Origin of the sequence: Kocuria sp. CPCC 205263 (assembly GCF_040981075.1) — a bacterium.
In the GTDB taxonomy this organism is placed as follows: Bacteria; Actinomycetota; Actinomycetes; order Actinomycetales; family Micrococcaceae; genus Kocuria; species Kocuria rosea.
On sequence record NZ_JAVKPV010000019.1, the window covers coordinates 33,239 to 49,756 of the forward strand.

The 16,518-nt window shown below is 68.7% G+C and carries 16 protein-coding genes; 9 read left to right on the plus strand and 7 right to left on the minus strand.

Annotated features, from left to right (window positions below):
* The first annotated feature begins 163 nt into the window (after positions 1–163).
* The 5 genes from RF647_RS18345 (at position 164) to RF647_RS18365 (ending at position 6,891) form a co-directional block, all read left to right on the plus strand.
* Positions 164–3,616, plus strand: a complete 3,453-nt coding sequence (locus RF647_RS18345) for a bifunctional proline dehydrogenase/L-glutamate gamma-semialdehyde dehydrogenase (protein WP_368812993.1) — start codon at positions 164–166, stop codon at positions 3,614–3,616.
* Positions 3,617–3,693: 77 nt separating this feature from the next.
* Positions 3,694–3,861: a hypothetical protein gene (locus tag RF647_RS18350; RefSeq protein WP_368812978.1), complete on the plus strand. Its 168-nt coding sequence runs from the start codon at positions 3,694–3,696 to the stop codon at positions 3,859–3,861.
* A gap of 66 nt (positions 3,862–3,927) precedes the next feature.
* Positions 3,928–5,220: a Glu/Leu/Phe/Val dehydrogenase gene (locus RF647_RS18355; protein ID WP_368812979.1), complete on the plus strand. Its 1,293-nt coding sequence runs from the start codon at positions 3,928–3,930 to the stop codon at positions 5,218–5,220.
* Between the two features lie 106 nt (positions 5,221–5,326).
* A complete protein-coding gene (locus RF647_RS18360; protein ID WP_368812980.1) occupies positions 5,327–5,515 on the plus strand; it encodes a DUF2188 domain-containing protein in 189 nt (62 codons plus the stop codon).
* Positions 5,516–6,387: 872 nt separating this feature from the next.
* Complete coding sequence (locus RF647_RS18365; protein ID WP_368812981.1) at positions 6,388–6,891, plus strand: acyl-CoA thioesterase; 504 nt, start codon at positions 6,388–6,390, stop codon at positions 6,889–6,891.
* Between the two features lie 257 nt (positions 6,892–7,148).
* Here the strand turns inward: RF647_RS18365 and RF647_RS18370 are convergent, their stop codons facing one another.
* The 7 genes from RF647_RS18370 to RF647_RS18400 all read right to left on the minus strand — a co-directional run bounded on the left by RF647_RS18370 (position 7,149) and on the right by RF647_RS18400 (position 12,861).
* The gene (locus RF647_RS18370; RefSeq protein ID WP_368812982.1) at positions 7,149–8,264 is read right to left on the minus strand and encodes an LLM class flavin-dependent oxidoreductase; all 1,116 of its coding nucleotides are present in this window, start codon (positions 8,262–8,264) and stop codon (positions 7,149–7,151) included.
* Positions 8,265–8,426: 162 nt separating this feature from the next.
* On the minus strand, positions 8,427–8,633 hold the full coding sequence (locus tag RF647_RS18375) for a 4-oxalocrotonate tautomerase family protein (protein ID WP_368812983.1): 207 nt from the start codon (positions 8,631–8,633) through the stop codon (positions 8,427–8,429).
* A gap of 13 nt (positions 8,634–8,646) precedes the next feature.
* A complete protein-coding gene (locus tag RF647_RS18380) occupies positions 8,647–10,128 on the minus strand; it encodes an aldehyde dehydrogenase (RefSeq protein ID WP_368812984.1) in 1,482 nt (493 codons plus the stop codon).
* Positions 10,121–10,873 carry an alpha/beta fold hydrolase gene (locus tag RF647_RS18385; protein WP_368812985.1) on the minus strand — a complete coding sequence of 251 codons (753 nt, stop codon included), beginning with the start codon at positions 10,871–10,873 and terminating at the stop codon, positions 10,121–10,123. The genes RF647_RS18380 and RF647_RS18385 overlap by 8 nt, the downstream gene beginning before the upstream one ends.
* Before the next feature lie 2 nt (positions 10,874–10,875).
* Positions 10,876–11,427 (minus strand): amino acid synthesis family protein, encoded by a 552-nt coding sequence (locus RF647_RS18390; RefSeq protein WP_368812986.1) that lies wholly within the window; start codon positions 11,425–11,427, stop codon positions 10,876–10,878.
* On the minus strand, positions 11,424–12,050 hold the full coding sequence (locus RF647_RS18395) for an amino acid synthesis family protein (RefSeq protein ID WP_368812987.1): 627 nt from the start codon (positions 12,048–12,050) through the stop codon (positions 11,424–11,426). Before RF647_RS18395 ends, RF647_RS18390 begins: the two co-directional genes overlap by 4 nt.
* Positions 12,051–12,174: 124 nt before the next feature.
* Entirely contained in the window at positions 12,175–12,861 is a 687-nt protein-coding gene (locus tag RF647_RS18400) for a GntR family transcriptional regulator (protein WP_368812988.1), read from the minus strand.
* Between the two features lie 149 nt (positions 12,862–13,010).
* Between RF647_RS18400 and RF647_RS18405 the strand changes: the two genes are divergently transcribed.
* The 4 genes from RF647_RS18405 to RF647_RS18420 all read left to right on the plus strand — a co-directional run bounded on the left by RF647_RS18405 (position 13,011) and on the right by RF647_RS18420 (position 16,362).
* Positions 13,011–13,955 (plus strand): flavin reductase, encoded by a 945-nt coding sequence (locus RF647_RS18405; protein WP_368812989.1) that lies wholly within the window; start codon positions 13,011–13,013, stop codon positions 13,953–13,955.
* A 131-nt stretch (positions 13,956–14,086) separates the two neighbouring features.
* Entirely contained in the window at positions 14,087–15,613 is a 1,527-nt protein-coding gene (locus RF647_RS18410; protein WP_368812990.1) for a BCCT family transporter, read from the plus strand.
* A gap of 99 nt (positions 15,614–15,712) precedes the next feature.
* Positions 15,713–16,141 carry a riboflavin kinase gene (locus RF647_RS18415; RefSeq protein ID WP_368812991.1) on the plus strand — a complete coding sequence of 143 codons (429 nt, stop codon included), beginning with the start codon at positions 15,713–15,715 and terminating at the stop codon, positions 16,139–16,141.
* A complete protein-coding gene (locus tag RF647_RS18420; protein WP_368812992.1) occupies positions 16,138–16,362 on the plus strand; it encodes a hypothetical protein in 225 nt (74 codons plus the stop codon). The genes RF647_RS18415 and RF647_RS18420 overlap by 4 nt, the downstream gene beginning before the upstream one ends.
* Positions 16,363–16,518 lie beyond the last annotated feature (156 nt).

The window sequence follows — 16,518 nt, forward strand, 5'->3', positions numbered from 1 at the left end:
CCTATGCCTCAAGGCTCGGATGGTTAGCATTTTTGATCAGTTAACTGCAGAATTCGCCACTGTTCCTAACGTGATCGAGAGCACATACTGAGGTGTGATACCTCACAATGTCGCGAATGGAGTTCCTGCCATGTCTCACGCTCTCAGCTCGCACTCGAACGAGATGATCCTCGTACCAGAGCCCGCCACCCTGGACGTCCTCGCCGAGGAGTCCGTCGTCCTGGTGCGCAAGTGGCTCACCGAGGCCGCCGGCTTCCCGGTGGACGCCTCCGCCGAGCAGCTGGCCGGGGTGCTGAAGGACCCTCATGGGCTGGCCTTCACCGTCGGTTTCGTCGACGGGGTGATCCGCCCGGAGGACAACAAGGTGGCCGCCCACGCGTTGAACCAGTTGACGCCCTTGATTCCCTCGTTCCTGCCCTGGTACATGCGCGCCGCCGTGCGCACCGGTGCGGCCCTGGCCCCGGTCGCGCCCCACGTCGTCATCCCCATTGCCCGCAAGGCGCTGCGCGAGATGGTGGGGCACCTGATCGTGGACGCCACTCCGGCCAAGCTGGGGAAGTCGATCGCGAAGATCCGCAAGGACGATGTGAGGCTCAACGTCAACCTCCTGGGCGAGGCCGTGCTCGGGGAGCACGAGGCCGACCGCCGACTGCAGGGCACCCACGACCTGCTGGATCGCCCCGATGTGGATTATGTCTCCATCAAGGTCTCCTCCACCGTGGCCCCGCACTCCCCGTGGGCCTTCGAGGAGGCGGTGGCCGAGGTTGTCGAGAAGCTGACCCCGCTCTACCGCAAGGCCGCCTCCTTCCCCCGGGCGAAGTTCATCAACCTGGACATGGAGGAGTACAAGGACCTCGACCTCACCATCGCGGTGTTCACCCGGTTGCTGGATCAGCCGGAGTTCCGCACGTTGCAGGGCGGGATCGTGCTGCAGACCTACCTGCCCGACGCCCTGGGAGCGATGATCCGCCTCCAGCAGTGGGCCGCTACCCGCCGGGCGGCCGGCGGGGCGCCAGTGAAGGTGCGGGTGGTCAAGGGCGCGAATCTGCCCATGGAGCAGGCCGAGGCCTCCGTGCACGACTGGCCCCTGGCCACCTGCAACTCCAAACAGGAGTCGGACACCAACTACAAGCGGGTCATCAACTACGCCCTGACCCCGGAGCGGATCGATGCGGTACGGATTGGGGTGGCCGGGCACAACCTCTTCGACATCGCCTTCGCCTGGCTGCTGGCCCAGCAACGGGGCGTGACCGACGGCATCGACTTCGAGATGCTGCTCGGCATGGCCACCGGCCAGGCCGAGGCCGTCAAGGCCGACGTCGGCTCCCTGCTGCTCTACACCCCCGTGGTGCACCCGGCCGAGTTCGACGTGGCCATCGCCTACCTGATCCGCCGGCTCGAGGAGGGCGCGTCCCAGGAGAACTTCATGTCCGCGGTCTTCGAGCTCTCCGCCAACGAAGAGCTCTTCGAACGCGAGAAGCAGCGCTTCCTGGCCTCCCTGGCCGCCCTCGACAACACCGTCCCGGCCCCGCACCGTGTCCAGGACCGCACCCAGCCCGAGCCCCCCGCTCCGACCGAGGGCTTCCACAACACCCCCGACACCGACCCGGCGGTGGCCGCCAACCGTGACTGGGGCCGGAAGATCCTGGAGCGGGTCCCCGGCTCTGGGGCGGGTATTGACACTGTTGCTGCCGCGGCGGTGCGCACCGTCGATGACCTCCATGACCTCGTGGCCGCCGCCCTGGAGGCCGGCCGCGGCTGGGCCGCCCTCACGGGCGCCCAGCGGGCCGAGGTGCTCCACCGGGCCGGGGAGGCCCTGGCCGCCCGCCGCGCCGAGCTGCTCGAGGTCGCCGCCGCCGAAGCCGGCAAGACCCTCGACCAGTCGGACCCCGAGATCAGCGAGGCCATCGACTTCGCCCACTACTACGCCGAGCGCGCCCGTGAGCTGGACGAGGTCGACGGCGCGTCCTTCGTGGCCTCGCGGCTGACCGTGGTCACCCCGCCGTGGAACTTCCCGGTGGCCATCCCGGCCGGTTCGGTGCTGGCGGCCCTCGCCGCCGGCTCCCCGGTGGTGTTCAAGCCGGCCGGCCCGACCAAGCGCTGCGGTGCGGTGGTCGCCGAGGCCCTCTGGGAGGCCCTGGACGCCTCCGGCATTCCCCGGGAGGTGCTGGCGCTGGTTGATTTCAAGGATCGGGCTTTGGGGCGCCAGCTCATCGCGCACCCGGCCGTGGATCGGCTCATCCTCACCGGGGCCTACGAGACGGCGGAGCTGTTCCGCTCCTTCCGCCCCGACCTGCCGCTGCTGGCCGAGACCTCCGGGAAGAACGCCGTCATCGTCACCCCAAGTGCGGACTTCGACCTCGCGGCCAAGGACGTCGCCTACTCCGCGTTCGGCCACGCCGGGCAGAAGTGCTCGGCCGCTTCCCTGGTGATCCTCGTCGGCTCGGTGGCGACGTCCCGGCGGTTCCGAAACCAGCTCGTCGACGCGGTGACGTCGCTGACCGTGGATCACCCGACCAACCCGGCCGCGCAGATGGGCCCGCTCACCGAGCCCGCCGAGGGCAAGCTCCTGAAGGCCCTGACCACCCTCGAGGAGGGCCAGTCCTGGCTGATCGAGCCCCAGCAGCTCGACGAGACCGGCAAGCTGTGGACCCCCGGCGTGCGCACCGGGGTGCAGCGCGGCTCGGAGTTCCACCTGGTGGAGTACTTCGGGCCCGTGCTCGGCGTGATGACCGCCGAGACCCTGGAGGAGGCCGTGGCGCTGCAGAACGAGGTGGAGTACGGCCTCACCGGCGGGCTGCACTCCCTGGACCCGGAGGAGATCAAGTACTGGCTGGACAACGTGGAGGCCGGCAACGTCTACGTCAACCGCGGGATCACCGGCGCCATCGTCCAGCGCCAGCCCTTCGGCGGCTGGAAGAAGTCGGCGGTCGGTCCCGGCACCAAGGCCGGCGGTCCCAACTATCTGATGGGTCTGAGCGAGTGGGAGCCCGCGCCGCTGCGCGGGCCGGGCCGCCCGGTGACCGACGTGGATGTCGCCGACCTGCTCAACGTCGCCCACGCCGGGCAGGCCGGGATCACGGCCCAGGAGGCCGCGACCCTCGAGCAGGCGCTGCGCAACGACGAGGCCGCCTGGGACGCGGAGTTCGGCACCGCCAAGGACGTCTCCGGATTGTCTGCCGAGCGCAACATCTTCCGCTACCTGCCGGTGCCCGTGACGGTGCGCCTGTCCGAGGGCGAGCCCCTCGCGGACCTGCTGCGCGTCGTCGCCGCCGGGCTGCGGGCGGGATCGGCCCTGACCGTCTCCTCGGCGCGCGAGCTGCCCGCCCCGGTGCGCTCCGTGCTCGCCGGTCGCGGCGTGCGGGCCCAGGTGGAGGACGACGCCGCCTGGCTGGCCGGCGCCCCGGCCCTCGGCGGCGGACGCGTCCGGCTGATCGGCGGGGACCGCGCGGGCCTCATCGCCGCCACCGGATCCCGTCCGGACGTGGCCGTCTACGCCCACCCCGTCACCGGGGCCGGGCGGGTCGAGATGCTGCCGTTCCTGCACGAGCAGGCGATCAGCATCACCGCCCACCGCTTCGGCACCCCGAACCACCTCACCGACCACCTGATCTGACCCCCGCGGTGGGGATGGGCCGAGAGGCCCGAGCCGCTCGCCCCATCCCCACCGTCGACACCGAAGGACCCACCGCCATGACCATCAGCCTTCTTCCCCGCACGGTGCAGCTGTCTCGCCGAACCCTCGGCGAGACAGCTGCAATCCGCGCGGAAGCCTTTTCTACCTCTGAGGCCGGGCCGTGTGCGGTCGCCGCCCCGGAGGACAGCTACTGCCCCTATTGCGCCGGCCCCGAAACCGACTGACCCCTGTCTCCACCCCTTCCCATCCCTGCGCAACGCCTCCTCCAACTCCTGCGGTAAGGACCACCGATGACCACCAACGCTGCGCACCTCCACGAAGCCAGTCCCCACACGCCCCACCACGAGGGCCCACTGGTCGATGCGCAGGCCCAGCTGGCCTCCGCCATCGCGACACTGGGCTACGAACCCGGGCTGCACCAGCTGCTGGCCTCTCCCCGCCGGGAGATGACGGTGTCCGTACCGCTGCGCCGCGACGACGGGTCCGTGGAGGTGCTCACCGGCCACCGGGTCCAGCACAACTTCTCCCGCGGCCCGGCCAAGGGCGGGCTGCGCTACTCCCCTGCCGTGGACCTCGACGAGGTCCGCGCCCTGGCGATGTGGATGACCTGGAAGTGCGCGCTCCTCGACGTCCCCTACGGCGGGGCAAAGGGCGGAGTGCGCATCGACCCCCGCCACTACTCCCGGGGAGAGCTGCAGCGGGTCACCCGCCGCTACACCAGTGAGATCCTGCCGATCATCGGCCCCGACCGAGACATCCCCGCCCCGGACATCGGCACCGACGAGCAGACCATGGCCTGGATGATGGACACCTACTCCGTGGCCTCCGGTTACACCGTCCCCGGGGTGGTCACCGGCAAGCCCGTGTCCCTGGGCGGGTCCCTGGGAAGGGCCCAAGCCACCTCGGCCGGAGTGGTGCACATCGCCCTGGCAGCACTGGAGCACCTCGGTCTGACCCCGACGGCGACCACCGCCGCAGTGCAGGGCTTCGGGAAGGTCGGCTCCGACGCCGCCCTGTTCCTCACCGAGGCCGGGGTGACAGTCGTGGCCGTCTCCGACCAGTACGGGGCCGTCCACCACCCCGAGGGCCTGAACATCCACGCCCTCCAGGCCCATGCGGCCACCACCGGCTCCATCGTGAATTTCCCCGGGGCCCAGACCATCCCGGGCGAGGAGCTGCTGACCCTGGAGGTGGACCTGCTCGTGCCCGCGGCGGTGGAGGGCGTGCTCACCGCCGCCAACGCCCGCAACGTGCACGCGAAGGTCATCGTCGAAGGCGCCAACGGCCCCACCACCGCCGAAGCCGACCGGATCTTCGCCGAGGCCGGCGTGCTGGTGGTCCCCGACATCCTCGCCAACGCCGGCGGGGTGATCGTCTCCTACTTCGAGTGGGTCCAGTCCAACCAGGCCTACTGGTGGTCGCGCACCGAGGTCGACGCCCGCCTCGAGCACCGGATGCTCGCCGCCTGGCACCACCTGCTCGACGTCGCCTCCGCCCGTGGACTCACCCTGCGACAAGCCGCCACCGTCACCGCCGTCGAACGCGTCGCCGACGCCCACCGCACCCGCGGCCTCTACCCCTGAGCACACCCGATCCCCACCCGATCCCCGCTGGAGCCACCTGATGAAACCGCCGAGCACCGACACCCGTCCTACCGAGACCCATTCCGGGCATTTCGCACCACACCCGATGGCCCAGCCCGCCGACCGCCTCGTGGTGCTCGGCCCCAACGGGGCCTGGGAGGTCAGGACCCCCAACGCCCCCCGGGCGGTGCTGAGCGCCGCATCTCGGGCCGCCGCCGTGCAGTGGGCCTGGAACATCACCCGCGACACCGGAGGGCGCGTCCTGACGCCCCGCCCTGACCAGGACCGGCGCTGAGCATGCCCGGGTCCACGAGAACGACACCACCAGAAACCAGCCTGACCTCCCTGCACACCGGAGACGTCGTGGAGGTCCACCATCGAAATGGCCAACTGATCTATCACGGCGAGGTCGAGACCGTGGTCCCTTCACAACGGGTGCTGTGGATCCTGCATGGTGCGTTGAAGGAGCGCAAACTCATCGACGCCTCCGAATACCGGATCCGCCGCTGTCCCCCCGCGGGGCGGGCAGTGTCCCCGTCAACGTAGCCGCCGGTCCGCCACGACCCCGGGAGGCGGCCGTGATGGACGGCCCCACATATGTTCCTCGCCTGGCCGCCCTCTCAAGCCGAAACCGGAGGGAAGAACCTCCCGGGAGGCCTGGGCGACTGTGGATGTCACTACTCCCCGTCAACTACCGGTCCATGGAAGGAGATCATGTCCCTCGCGGGCGTCCCCCGTGGACGAGGTCCCAAAAGACCGGCCGGCTCCGAGAGCCACTGCTCGGAGCCGGCCATGTCGTTCGCAGTCAAAAACGCTTGTCGCCACGAGCGCCGAACTCCATCAGCCCCGACCCATACTCCGAACGGGCAACTGTCCGCACAATGCCGAGGCATCGTTTCTACAGCACCTCCTTGCCCAAGCGCTACGTCAAAGGTTCCCTGCGGGAGTCTCACGCGATCAGGCCGCCCCCAGACCTCCCTTTGGGGTTGACGGAGGAGCCGGACTCTGCGCTATACATATGGCCGGGTACAGCTCGAGGCCGACCCCACACTGTTGCAGGGGCGGAGTGAAGGCTCCCTACCGTGCGGTGAAAAGTATCCGAGAAGTCCTACGCACGCACGGTCCCAGGTGACCTGGCGCGTACCGAGCCGCTGGTAGCCTCACCGCATGCCTCTCGCTGACGAGCAGATCGTGTACGTGCAGTTGCGCTTAGACGACGTCAATCTGGCCGGTCATGTCGGGAACACTGCGATTGCGCGTCTCATCGACGAGGCGCGGATGATCTTCCTGGGGTGTCCGGAGCCGGGGCGGCCGGGAGACCGCCACGGGGTGCTGGGTGTCGGGGTGCTGGGTGTCCTGGATGGGCAGGTCGACAGGCTGGTGGGGCAGCAGACCGTCGAGTTCCACGATGAGTTGTGGTACTCCCGTGAGCCGGTTGCGGTGACCTTGTGGGTCACCCATATCGGAACCTCCAGTTTTTCTCTCGCCAGCACCATCAGCACACACCTCGGGCATGCACCGGTGGTCACATCGGAGGCCACGATGGTGCTGGTGCACCGCGGCACCGGAGCTGCCTGGCGGATCGACGACACGGTTCGCGGACGGCTCACACGGTATCTGGGTGATCCGGTGATGCTGCGCCCGCGGCCGTCCCAACGACCTCGTAGCTGAGAGGCCAAGAGGGTAAGGGTTTCGTCGGCTACCACTCATGGCCAGGTACTTGCGGAGCTCCGGATCCTGATGCTCCGTACCCCGACTCGAGGAGTCCGGATGCTCCGCCGGCTGGGCCATGTCCGGGGCTCGGCACGGTCGAGGCGGGCCTCCCGGGGGAGACCCGCCTGTGCCTGCCGGCCGGCGAACAGCGCCTCAGATCTCCAGCTGCTTGATGCATCCGGGTGCCCAGGACGTTGAGGGCGCCGGAGAGTGCGTCAGGCAGTGACCGTGGAGTCCACGGGATCATCGCTGGGTCGGACGGCCGACTGCGGGGCAACGGCTCGGTCAGTGCCGTTGAAGGCAGGGACGACGTGCTGGACGAACAGCTCCAGCGACTTCTTCTTCTCGTCGTGGGTCATGCCGTTGTCGATCCAGTAGGCGAACTCGTCGACTCCCAGATCCTGGTAGTGCTTGATCCGCTCGATGACCTCATCGGGTGTGCCGATCATCGCTGACTTGTGCAGGCTGTCGAGCTCGAACTCGGGTCGGTCCGCGAACTTCTCCTCGGGGGAGGGCTCGAGGAAGCCATTGGTCGGGGGGGTCTTGTTCCCCGCCCAGGCATCGAAGGTCCGGTAGTAGCGGTTGATCGCTGCAGCCCCGGCGCGCCAGGCGTCCGGCTCCTCGGGGCTGTGCACGTAGGTGTGTCGCAGGCACAGGACCTCGGGCTTGGCCGCGCCCGGGAACTTGTCCATCGCGGCCTGCGTCTTGGCGGTGAGATCGGCGACCTCGCGGTCGTCCTTCATGAGCGGGGTGACCATGATGTTGAAGCCGTTCTCGACGGCGAACTCGTGGGACTCGGGGGAACGTGCCGCGACCCAGATGGGGATCTCGTCCTGGACCGGCTTGGGCACGCTGGTGGAGGTGGGGAACTGCCAGATCTCCCCGTCGTGGGCGTAGTCGCCCTGCCACAGGGCGCGCATGGCCGGGAGGATCTCGCGCAGGTGCTGGCCGCCGGCGGCGGCCGGCAGCCCGCCGGCGAGCCGGTCGAACTCGAACTGGTAGGCGCCCCGTGCGACTCCGAGCTCGAGGCGTCCGCCGCTGATGACGTCCAGCAGGGCGGACTCGCCGGCTGCGCGGACGGGGTTCCAGAACGGGGCGATCAGGGTGCCGGCACCCAGGCGGATGGTCTTCGTCTCGGCGGCGAGGTAGGCCAGCAGCGGCATGGGGCTTGGGGAGACGGTGTACTCCATGGCGTGGTGTTCGCCGATCCACACGGTGGAGAACCCACCGTCCTCGGCGATGTGCACGAGGTCGACGAGGTTCTCGAAGAGCTGTCGGTGGCTGACCTGGTCGTCCCAGCGTTCCATGTGCACGAAGAGGGAGAAGCGCATTGTGGTTGTCCTTCTGTAGGTTGACTGCCTGCGGTCTGTTCCGGGGCGACCGCCCGGGGCTGTTGGATGAGAGCCCGGCGTTACGGCCCCAGGCCCGGCGATGGCCGCGTGTCCGGATGTCATGTTGGGTACTGCGGTGGTGCTTCTCGTGTCCCGAGGCCGTCAGCTCGGTCCGGCGGCGCTGTTTCGTTCCGCGATGGTGCGGTCGGCCTTGGACCAGTGGGTGGTCGGCACCTCCCGGATGATCACCGTGGTGTTCTCCGGGACGGCGCCGACGGCCTCCTCGGCGGCGCGGTGGAGGGCCGAGACGAGGGTGCGCAGCTGTTCGGGGCTGCGGCCTTCGGCGATGGACACGTCGATCAGGGGCATCGGGGTCTCCTTCCTAGCTGCGCATGACGAAGGGGTCCGCGACGGGGCCTTCGTCGGTGTTGATCCACACGCTCTTGAGGCGGGTGTACTCGTGCATGGACTCCAGGCCGTGCTCGATGCCCACGCCGCTGTTCTTGAAGCCCTGGCGCGGGGACATCGGGGACATGGCCCGGTAGGTGTTGACCCAGATGGTGCCGGCCTCCAGGCGGCGTGCCATCCGGTGGGCCCGGGCGAGGTTCTGGGTCCAGATCCCGGCGGCGAGCCCGTACTCGGTGTCGTTGGCCAGGGCCAGGACTTCGTCCTCGGTGTCGAAGGGCATGATCGCGGCCACGGGTCCGAAGATCTCCTCCCTGGTCACGCGCATGTCGTTGTTCACCCCGGTCAGCACGGTGGGGGAGTAGAAGTAACCGGGGAGCTCGACCTCGGGTCGGCCGCCGCCGGTGAGGACGGTGGCGCCCTCGGAGACCCCGAGTTCCACGTAGGAGTTGACCTTCTCCTGCTGGGCGGCGAAGGCCAGCGGGCCCAGCTCGGTGGTCTCGAGCATCGGGTCGCCGATGACGATGCTGCGGGCGCGGTCGGCGACCTTCTCCAGCAGTTCGTCGTAGATGGAGCGGTGGGCGAAGACCCGGCTGCCGGCGATGCAGGTCTGTCCGGCGGCGGCGAAGATCCCGGCGATGACACCCATGGCGGCGTTGGAGACGTCGGCGTCCTCGAAGACGATGTTGGGGCTCTTCCCGCCCAGTTCCAGGGTGCACCCGATGAACCGGGACGCGGCCGAGGCCGCGATGCTCGAGCCGGTGGCAGTGGAGCCGGTGAAGGAGATCTTCGCGATCCCGGTGTGGTCCACCAACGGGGCGCCGGCTTCGACGCCGTAGCCGGTGACGACATTGATGACCCCGTCGGGGAACCCGGCTTCCGTCGCCAGTTCGGCCAGGCGCAGCACGGTGCGGGAGGTGTACTCCGAGGGCTTGATGACCAGGGTGTTGCCCGCGGCCAGGGCCGGGGAGAGCTTGGAGGTGGTCAGGGTCAGCGGGGAGTTCCAAGGGGTGATGGCCCCGACGACACCCAGTGCTTCACGCTGGGTGTAGTTGAGCATCTGCACGGAGTTGGTGGGGATCTGGCTCCCCTGGACTTTGTCGGCCAGACCGGCGTAGTAGTAGAGGTACTCCGGCAGCCCGGCCAGCTGCCCGCGCATCTCGCGCAGCAGCTTGCCGTTGTCCTGGGACTCCATCCGGGCCAGTTCCTCGGCATGCTGACCGACCAGGTCGCCCAGGCGCCGCAGCAGGTGACCGCGCTTGGTGGGGGACAAGTCCCGCCACCTCGGGTCATGGAAAGCCTGGTCTGCGGCCTGGACCGCGGCGTCGACGTCGGCGGCGGTGCCGCGGGCCGCGGAGTACAGGGTCTCCAGGGTGGCCGGGTTGGTGCTCTCGAAGTACGCGCCCTCGACCGGGGCCACATACTGTCCGTTGATGAAGTGGTCGTAGCGCTCAGGCATGGTCTTCTCGACTCGATTCCTCGATGAAGTGGTGAATGATGCGGGCCAGCTCGCCCGGTTCCTCCACGGGGAGCATGTGACGGGCCCCGGGGACCACGACGGCCTGGGCGCCCGGGGTCGCGGAGGCCAGACGTTCGGTCATCTCCGGGGTGGAACCGGGATCCAGTTCCCCGGTCACGGCCAGGGACGGGACTCCGATGCTGCCCAGTTCGGCGCCGATCTCTGCGTCGGCGGTGGCGAACACCTTGTAGGCGTGCAGGTAGGACTCCACGGAGTTGGCCAGCAAGGTGTTCCGGGTGTCAGCCACGGTGCCGGCGTCCACTCCGCTGTCTGCGGGGTACCAGCGGCCGATCGAGGCCTCCACGCTGCCGGGGAAGTCCGCCCGGGCTCCCTCGAGCCGCTGCTGCACCGAGGCGGCCTCCTCCGGGGTGCGCCGGCACACCGAACTGACGCTGGTCAGGGTGGCGACCAGTTCCGGCTGGTACCGGGCCAGGTGCTGGGCAATGAGGGCGCCCAGGGAGAATCCCACCAGGTGGGCTCGTCCGGGCAGGCGGGCGGCGATGTCCTCGGCCAGCTCGGTCAAGGTGGCCGGTCCGGTCAGGGGCGGCTGAGCGCCGTGGCCGGACAGATCCAGGGCCACGACGGGACGGTCGGTGAACCGGGCGATCTCGGCGCGGAGGGGAGCCCACATGGTGTGGTCCAGCCCCACGCCGTGGAGCAGGACGATCGGCAGGGGCTGGACCATGATCACTGCTCGGTGCTCAGCGGGGCCAGGCGCTGCTGCGGCCGTCCCTGGGCAGCTGCGGCCAGGGCGATGACGATCTCCCCGGGGTGCGGGGCGTCGGCCAGGCGCACCTCGATGCTCTGGTGGTGGGAGCGGATGGTGGCGTCTGTGATGTGCTTGAGCGGGATGTCGAAGACGACGCCGGCGGGCCCGCGCTTTTCCACCGCCGGCAGCAGCGTGGTTGCGGAGGCGGCCTTGCGGAAGTGGTCGCCGAACTTCAGGGTGTGGATCAGGGCCGAGCCGTGCTCGATCTCCCCGTCCAGGCCCACGATGGCGGCCTTGCCGAAGGCCTCCACCGGAGCACCCAGGGCTTCGACCACCCGGGCGGCCAGCAGCGCGCCGACCTCGGAGGCGGTGGCGTCGATGCCCGGGTTGAGGTCCTCGACGAAGCCCTGGCCGGCCCAGGGGTTGGCGATGATGGCGGCCACGACGGCCACGCGCGCGGCCGGTTCGACGGGACGGCCGCCTTCGGTGACGGTCTCTTCGACGAGGGTGATGATCTTGCGGGTGCTCATGCGGAGGCTCCTTCGAGGATGGCAGACGTGACGGCGGGGTCGGTGACCCGGTCCCCGATCCGGGGGTGCGGGCGGGGTCCGGTGGAGGCGGCGACGACGACGACGATCTCGTCGGCGCGGGGCCCGTCACTGACCCGGGTGGTGATGGTCTGGTAGTGACTGCGGGTGGCCGCGGCGGTCTTGTGCCACATGGGCACGACCAACGCCTGGCCCGCCTCGGCGCGGTCGTCGGCGAAGCAGATGATCGAGGAGCCCTCGAGGAACTCCCGCACGAGATTGCCGAAGTACGGGGTGTGGATCAGTGCCCCGGCGTGCTCGATCTCCCCGGCGGTGCCCACGATGGCGGCCTTGCCGAAGGCTTCGACCTGCTCGGCCCCACCCAGGCTCTCCAGCAGCCGGTCGGTCAGCACACGCGCCAGCGGCGGGGCCAGCTGCTCGGTGGCCGGGGAGAGGTCCGTCTCCGGGCCGGTTCCGACCCAGGGGTTAGACACCACCGCGGCGACGGTGGCGCGCACGACCGGCACGGCCGGGGCCTGACCGTTCTCCAGGAGGACCTCCTCCTGGTAGTGGACGATCTTGCGGATGCCGGCCTTCTCGAGGAGGCCGGGCGACACGGTCGTCATCGCGCACCCATCAGGTGCGGGGCGTGGGGGAAGTGCGTTATGACCTTCCCGGGGAACAGCTCCAGGCAACGCATGGCGTGGTCCTTTCGCGCCGGCGCGCAGCCGGCGGTGGTTGAAGCGATGGTCAGGAATTCAGGGGGCGGCCGGCCGTGCGGGAGTCGGTGAGGACTTCCCGGGCGGAGGCGTAGACGTGGTTGCGCATGGCGGCCTCAGCGCCGAAGTGGTCCTTGTCCCGGATCATCTCCAGCACGACCTGGTGCTCACTGGTGGAGGCCTTGATGCGCCCGGGGTGCTCGGCCGTGCGCAACACCAGGCGGTGATAGGCCAGTTGATTCATCAATCGGTCGTAGTGCTCGACCAGCTTGGAGTTGTCCGACCCGACGATGATCGTGCGGTGGAACTCGTGCACCAGCTCCGCGTACCGGACGGCGTCCTGATCGACGGTCGCCTGGTCGGACTCGGCGATGTTGCGCTCGAGCACCTCGAGTTCCGGGACGTTGCCACGACGGGCCAGCAGCCCGGCGGCCAGGCCTTCCAGGCCCTCCTTGAGCTGGAAGAGCTCGACGATCTCCCGACGGGTGGGCTCCCGGACGAAGGTGCCGACCTTGGGGCGGATCTCCACCAGCCCCTCGTGCTGGAGCTGCTTGAGGGTCTCCCGGATCGGAGTGCGACTGACCTCGAACTCCTGGGCCAGGAAAACCTCCGACAACGGCGCCCCCGGCGGGAACTGCCCGCTGAGCACCAACCGGCGGACCCGCTCCAAAAGCGGAGCTTCCGCGCCGTCATCGACCCCAACGACCCAATCAGTCATTTGTTGCATGCAACAGACGCTAGGCGGATGTGACCTACCCGTCAAGACTCAGTGGCAACTGCAACCGAAAATCGCGGATATACCGAGATTTCTGAGACTTTTAGTCAACCCATTGACCCGACCATGTGATGGGGGTTACGTTCTGTGCCATGCAACAGGAACTTGAAGCAACGCTCACGACCGTTTGGCAGGCCGCCTGGGACCGCGGGGAGGTCGAGGCACTGGAATCCGTTGTCACCCCTGACTACGTGCGGGTGAGCCGGTCCAGCGGGCACACCATGACGTTGGCCCAGCTGCAGGAGGAGATCCGCGCGATCCGGGCCGGCTTCCCGGACCTGGTGACCACCATTGACGCGGTGGTCGCTCAGGGGGACACCGCGGCGATCTTCTGGACCACCACCGGCACCCACACCGAGGCCTTCCTCGGGGTCCCGCCCACCGGTCGCCGGGTCCAGACCCGCGGCTCCAACCACGTGAGCCTGGTGGACGGGCGGATCACTCGGGAGGAGGTGACCTGGGACGGCTCGGAGCTGCTCCACAGCCTGGGTGTCCGTCACCTCAGCGACACCCCGCTGCAGCCGGAAGAGGTCGTGCTCGACGACCTCTCCGGGGAGCCGGACCCGCAGGTGATGAAGACCTTCAACCGGCAGTTCATCACCGGCGTCACCGTGGTCACGACCCAGGACAACGGCACCCCGAAGGGGCTGGCCGTGAACTCCTACGCCTCGGTGTCCCTGGAACCGCCCCTGGTGATGGTCTGCATCCAGAAGACCTCCTCCACCTACCCCGCGCTGTTCGCCGCCACTCACCTGGGGATCAACATCCTGGGCACCGAGCAGCGAGAGACCATCGCGACCTTCGCCTCCAAAGCCCCCGACAAGTTCGCCGAGGTCGACTGGCACCCCGGGCCCAGCGGCAGCCCGCTGATCGACCACTCCCCGGCGTCCCTGGAGGCCGAGATCCGTGAGCGCTTCCAGGCCAAGACCCACACCGTGTTCATCTGCCGCGTCCGCCACGCGGAAGTGAGCGAGGCCAGCCCCATCATCTACAAGGCCGGCCGCTTCTACGACAGCGACGACCTCACCCAGCTGTGACACCCGCCCGGAGAGCCGGCCGGTCCTCCTCGCGCCAGACATCGGAGAAACCCGTGGTCCAACAACTCGACCCACCCGTCTCGACCCGCCGCGCGGGAAACCGCCCGGCATCTTCCACGAAACCGGGGGCGGTGTTCGTGGTATCGATCGCCCTGATCGCCGCCTTCGTCCTGTGGGCCTCGGTGTCTCCGGAGTCGCTGAACTCCGTCATGACGGCGAGCATCGGCTGGGCGGCCGGCTCCGTGGGATGGAGCTACCTGGTCGTGACGCTGCTGTGCATCGGGCTGCTGGTGTACCTGGCCTTCAGCAGGTTCGGGGACATCCGCCTCGGTTCCAACTCCGCCCGTCCCGAGTTCAGCACCTGGGCGTGGCTGGCCATGATTCTCTCGGCGGTGATGGGCATCGGACTGATCAGCTACGGGGTCGCCGAACCCATCTCGCACTTCATGGCGCCCCCGCACGGGCTGGCCGAGCCTGAAACCATGGACGCCGCGGTACGCGCCATGCAGTACAGCTTCTTCGACTGGGGCCTCCACGCCTGGGCTGTCTTCGGGGTGTTCGGACTGGCCATCGGCTACTCCACCCACCGCAAGAACCGCCCCGGCCTGGTCTCACCCATGCTGCGCCCGGTCCTGGGCAAGCTTGTCGACGGATGGTTCGGCAAGGCCATCGATGTCTTCGCCATCATCGCCACCCTCTTCGGGACCACCACCTCCCTGGGCCTGGGAGCCTCCCAGATCGCCGAAGGCCTCAACCGGATCCTCGGGGTGCCCACGGGCCTGCCGATTCAGATCGTCATCATCGCCGTGATCACCGTGCTGTTCACCCTCTCCGCTCTGTCCGGGGTGAACAAGGGCATCAAGTACATCAGCGAGATCACCATGACGCTGTCAGTGATCCTGGCGCTCTACGTCTTCGTGGCCGGGCCCACCAACTTCATCTCCAACCTGTTCTTCCGCTCCATCGGGCAGTACACCAGCGAGTTCTTCACCACCAGCCTGATCACCCCCTCCACCCCCGAGGACCTGCAGTGGATGCAGTGGTGGACCTACTTCATGATGGCCTGGTGGCTCAGCTGGGGCGCCTTCGTCGGCGTCTTCCTCGCCAAGATCTCCAAGGGCCGCACCGTCCGCCAGTTCGTCGCCGGCGTCCTCGGGGTGCCCACCCTGGTGTTCTTCGGCTGGTTCACCATCTTCGGCGGTTCCGCGATCAAGATGGACATGGACGGGGCCGGCATCGGTGAGGCCACTACCGCCAACATCAACTCCGCGTTCTTCACCATGCTTGAACAGCTTCCCCTGGTCCAGGTCACCGCTGTGCTCACCGTGGTGCTGGTCGCCCTGTTCTTCATCTCCGGGGCCGACGCCAACACCTACGTGCTGAGCATGCTCTCCTCCAAGGGCACCCTGACCCCCACTAAGCCGGTGCTGACGCTGTGGGGCGTGCTCACCGGGGCGTGTGCCGTGCTGCTGCTGACCGTGGGCGGGCTCGCCGCGTTGCAACAAGCAGCGATGCTCTCCGCTCTGCCCTTCACGATCATCGTGGCCCTGCTGGGGGTTTCGCTGATCATCGAGACACGACGGGACCCGGAGTTCCAGACGCTGCGCCACGCGCGCGTCGGTGAGCTCCCCGGCGCGGACGGCGACCACTCCCGCTAGCACCGCGTCCGGAGGTGCGGTGCGGGACCGTCCCCGGGGCCGTCCCGCACCGCACCTCCGTCCATCCCAGCCACAGTTCATCAGAAGGAGAAGCAGGTCATGACAGTGGTCGAAGGCATCGTCGAGCACGGGGACGCCCGGGGACGGACCATCGGGTTCCCCACCGCCAACCTCGCCCTCCCCGGCTCCGGAATCGAGGACGGCGTGTGGACCGCCCAGGTCCGGATCGGCTCGGAGGAGTGGGCCGTCGCGGCCGTTTCCATCGGCCGACGCAGAACCTTCTACGGCACCGAAGGCCCGAGGTTGCTCGAAGCCCACCTCCTGGACTTCAACGGCGACCTCTACGGGCGCACCATGCGCGTCGAGCTGACCGCCAAGCTGCGCGGCCAACAAAGCTTCTCCTCCGTCCGAGCACTCATGGAGCAACTGCACCGCGACGTCGAAGCCACCCGGGCGTGGGCCGCCACCCAGTGCCCATGGCTCTTGAACACTCAAGGCTCCACTACCCGGGAAAGGGCGCGGGCATGACCCAGCAGGGGCTTCCGAAGTGGGCCGTCCAACGAGTAGCCGCGGTACTGAAAACCGAACGCGGAGCCGGGCGGCGCACAATGAACCCCGCGGACCTCGCGCGTCGCACCGGGCTCAGCAAGAGCTTGGCGCGGCGATGCCAGGCACACCTGACGACGACATCCCTTGCCACGATCGGGCAAGAAAAGCAGGAACTGCAGGCATCGACCGCACAGGTCTGACCGGACTTGCCGGATCGGTCCCAGTCATGCAGGCCCCAACGATCCGCCACTCCGGATGATCCACCACACCCAGCGGGCGGGCCCGGTGCTGTCGCCCGCCCGTCCGACGAACCCCCTGACGCAGCGCAGCGCCACCGGTGCCCGGTGGCCCGGCGC

Coding starts and splice junctions, on each gene's coding strand:
- RF647_RS18345 (WP_368812993.1), top strand. CDS start 164: ATGATCCTCGTACCAGAGCCCGCCACCCTGGACGTCCTCGCCGAGGAG.
- RF647_RS18350 (WP_368812978.1), top strand. CDS start 3,694: ATGACCATCAGCCTTCTTCCCCGCACGGTGCAGCTGTCTCGCCGAACC.
- RF647_RS18355 (WP_368812979.1), top strand. CDS start 3,928: ATGACCACCAACGCTGCGCACCTCCACGAAGCCAGTCCCCACACGCCC.
- RF647_RS18360 (WP_368812980.1), top strand. CDS start 5,327: ATGGCCCAGCCCGCCGACCGCCTCGTGGTGCTCGGCCCCAACGGGGCC.
- RF647_RS18365 (WP_368812981.1), top strand. CDS start 6,388: ATGCCTCTCGCTGACGAGCAGATCGTGTACGTGCAGTTGCGCTTAGAC.
- RF647_RS18370 (WP_368812982.1), bottom strand. CDS start 8,264: ATGCGCTTCTCCCTCTTCGTGCACATGGAACGCTGGGACGACCAGGTC.
- RF647_RS18375 (WP_368812983.1), bottom strand. CDS start 8,633: ATGCCCCTGATCGACGTGTCCATCGCCGAAGGCCGCAGCCCCGAACAG.
- RF647_RS18380 (WP_368812984.1), bottom strand. CDS start 10,128: ATGCCTGAGCGCTACGACCACTTCATCAACGGACAGTATGTGGCCCCG.
- RF647_RS18385 (WP_368812985.1), bottom strand. CDS start 10,873: ATGGTCCAGCCCCTGCCGATCGTCCTGCTCCACGGCGTGGGGCTGGAC.
- RF647_RS18390 (WP_368812986.1), bottom strand. CDS start 11,427: ATGAGCACCCGCAAGATCATCACCCTCGTCGAAGAGACCGTCACCGAA.
- RF647_RS18395 (WP_368812987.1), bottom strand. CDS start 12,050: ATGACGACCGTGTCGCCCGGCCTCCTCGAGAAGGCCGGCATCCGCAAG.
- RF647_RS18400 (WP_368812988.1), bottom strand. CDS start 12,861: ATGACTGATTGGGTCGTTGGGGTCGATGACGGCGCGGAAGCTCCGCTT.
- RF647_RS18405 (WP_368812989.1), top strand. CDS start 13,011: ATGCAACAGGAACTTGAAGCAACGCTCACGACCGTTTGGCAGGCCGCC.
- RF647_RS18415 (WP_368812991.1), top strand. CDS start 15,713: ATGACAGTGGTCGAAGGCATCGTCGAGCACGGGGACGCCCGGGGACGG.
- RF647_RS18420 (WP_368812992.1), top strand. CDS start 16,138: ATGACCCAGCAGGGGCTTCCGAAGTGGGCCGTCCAACGAGTAGCCGCG.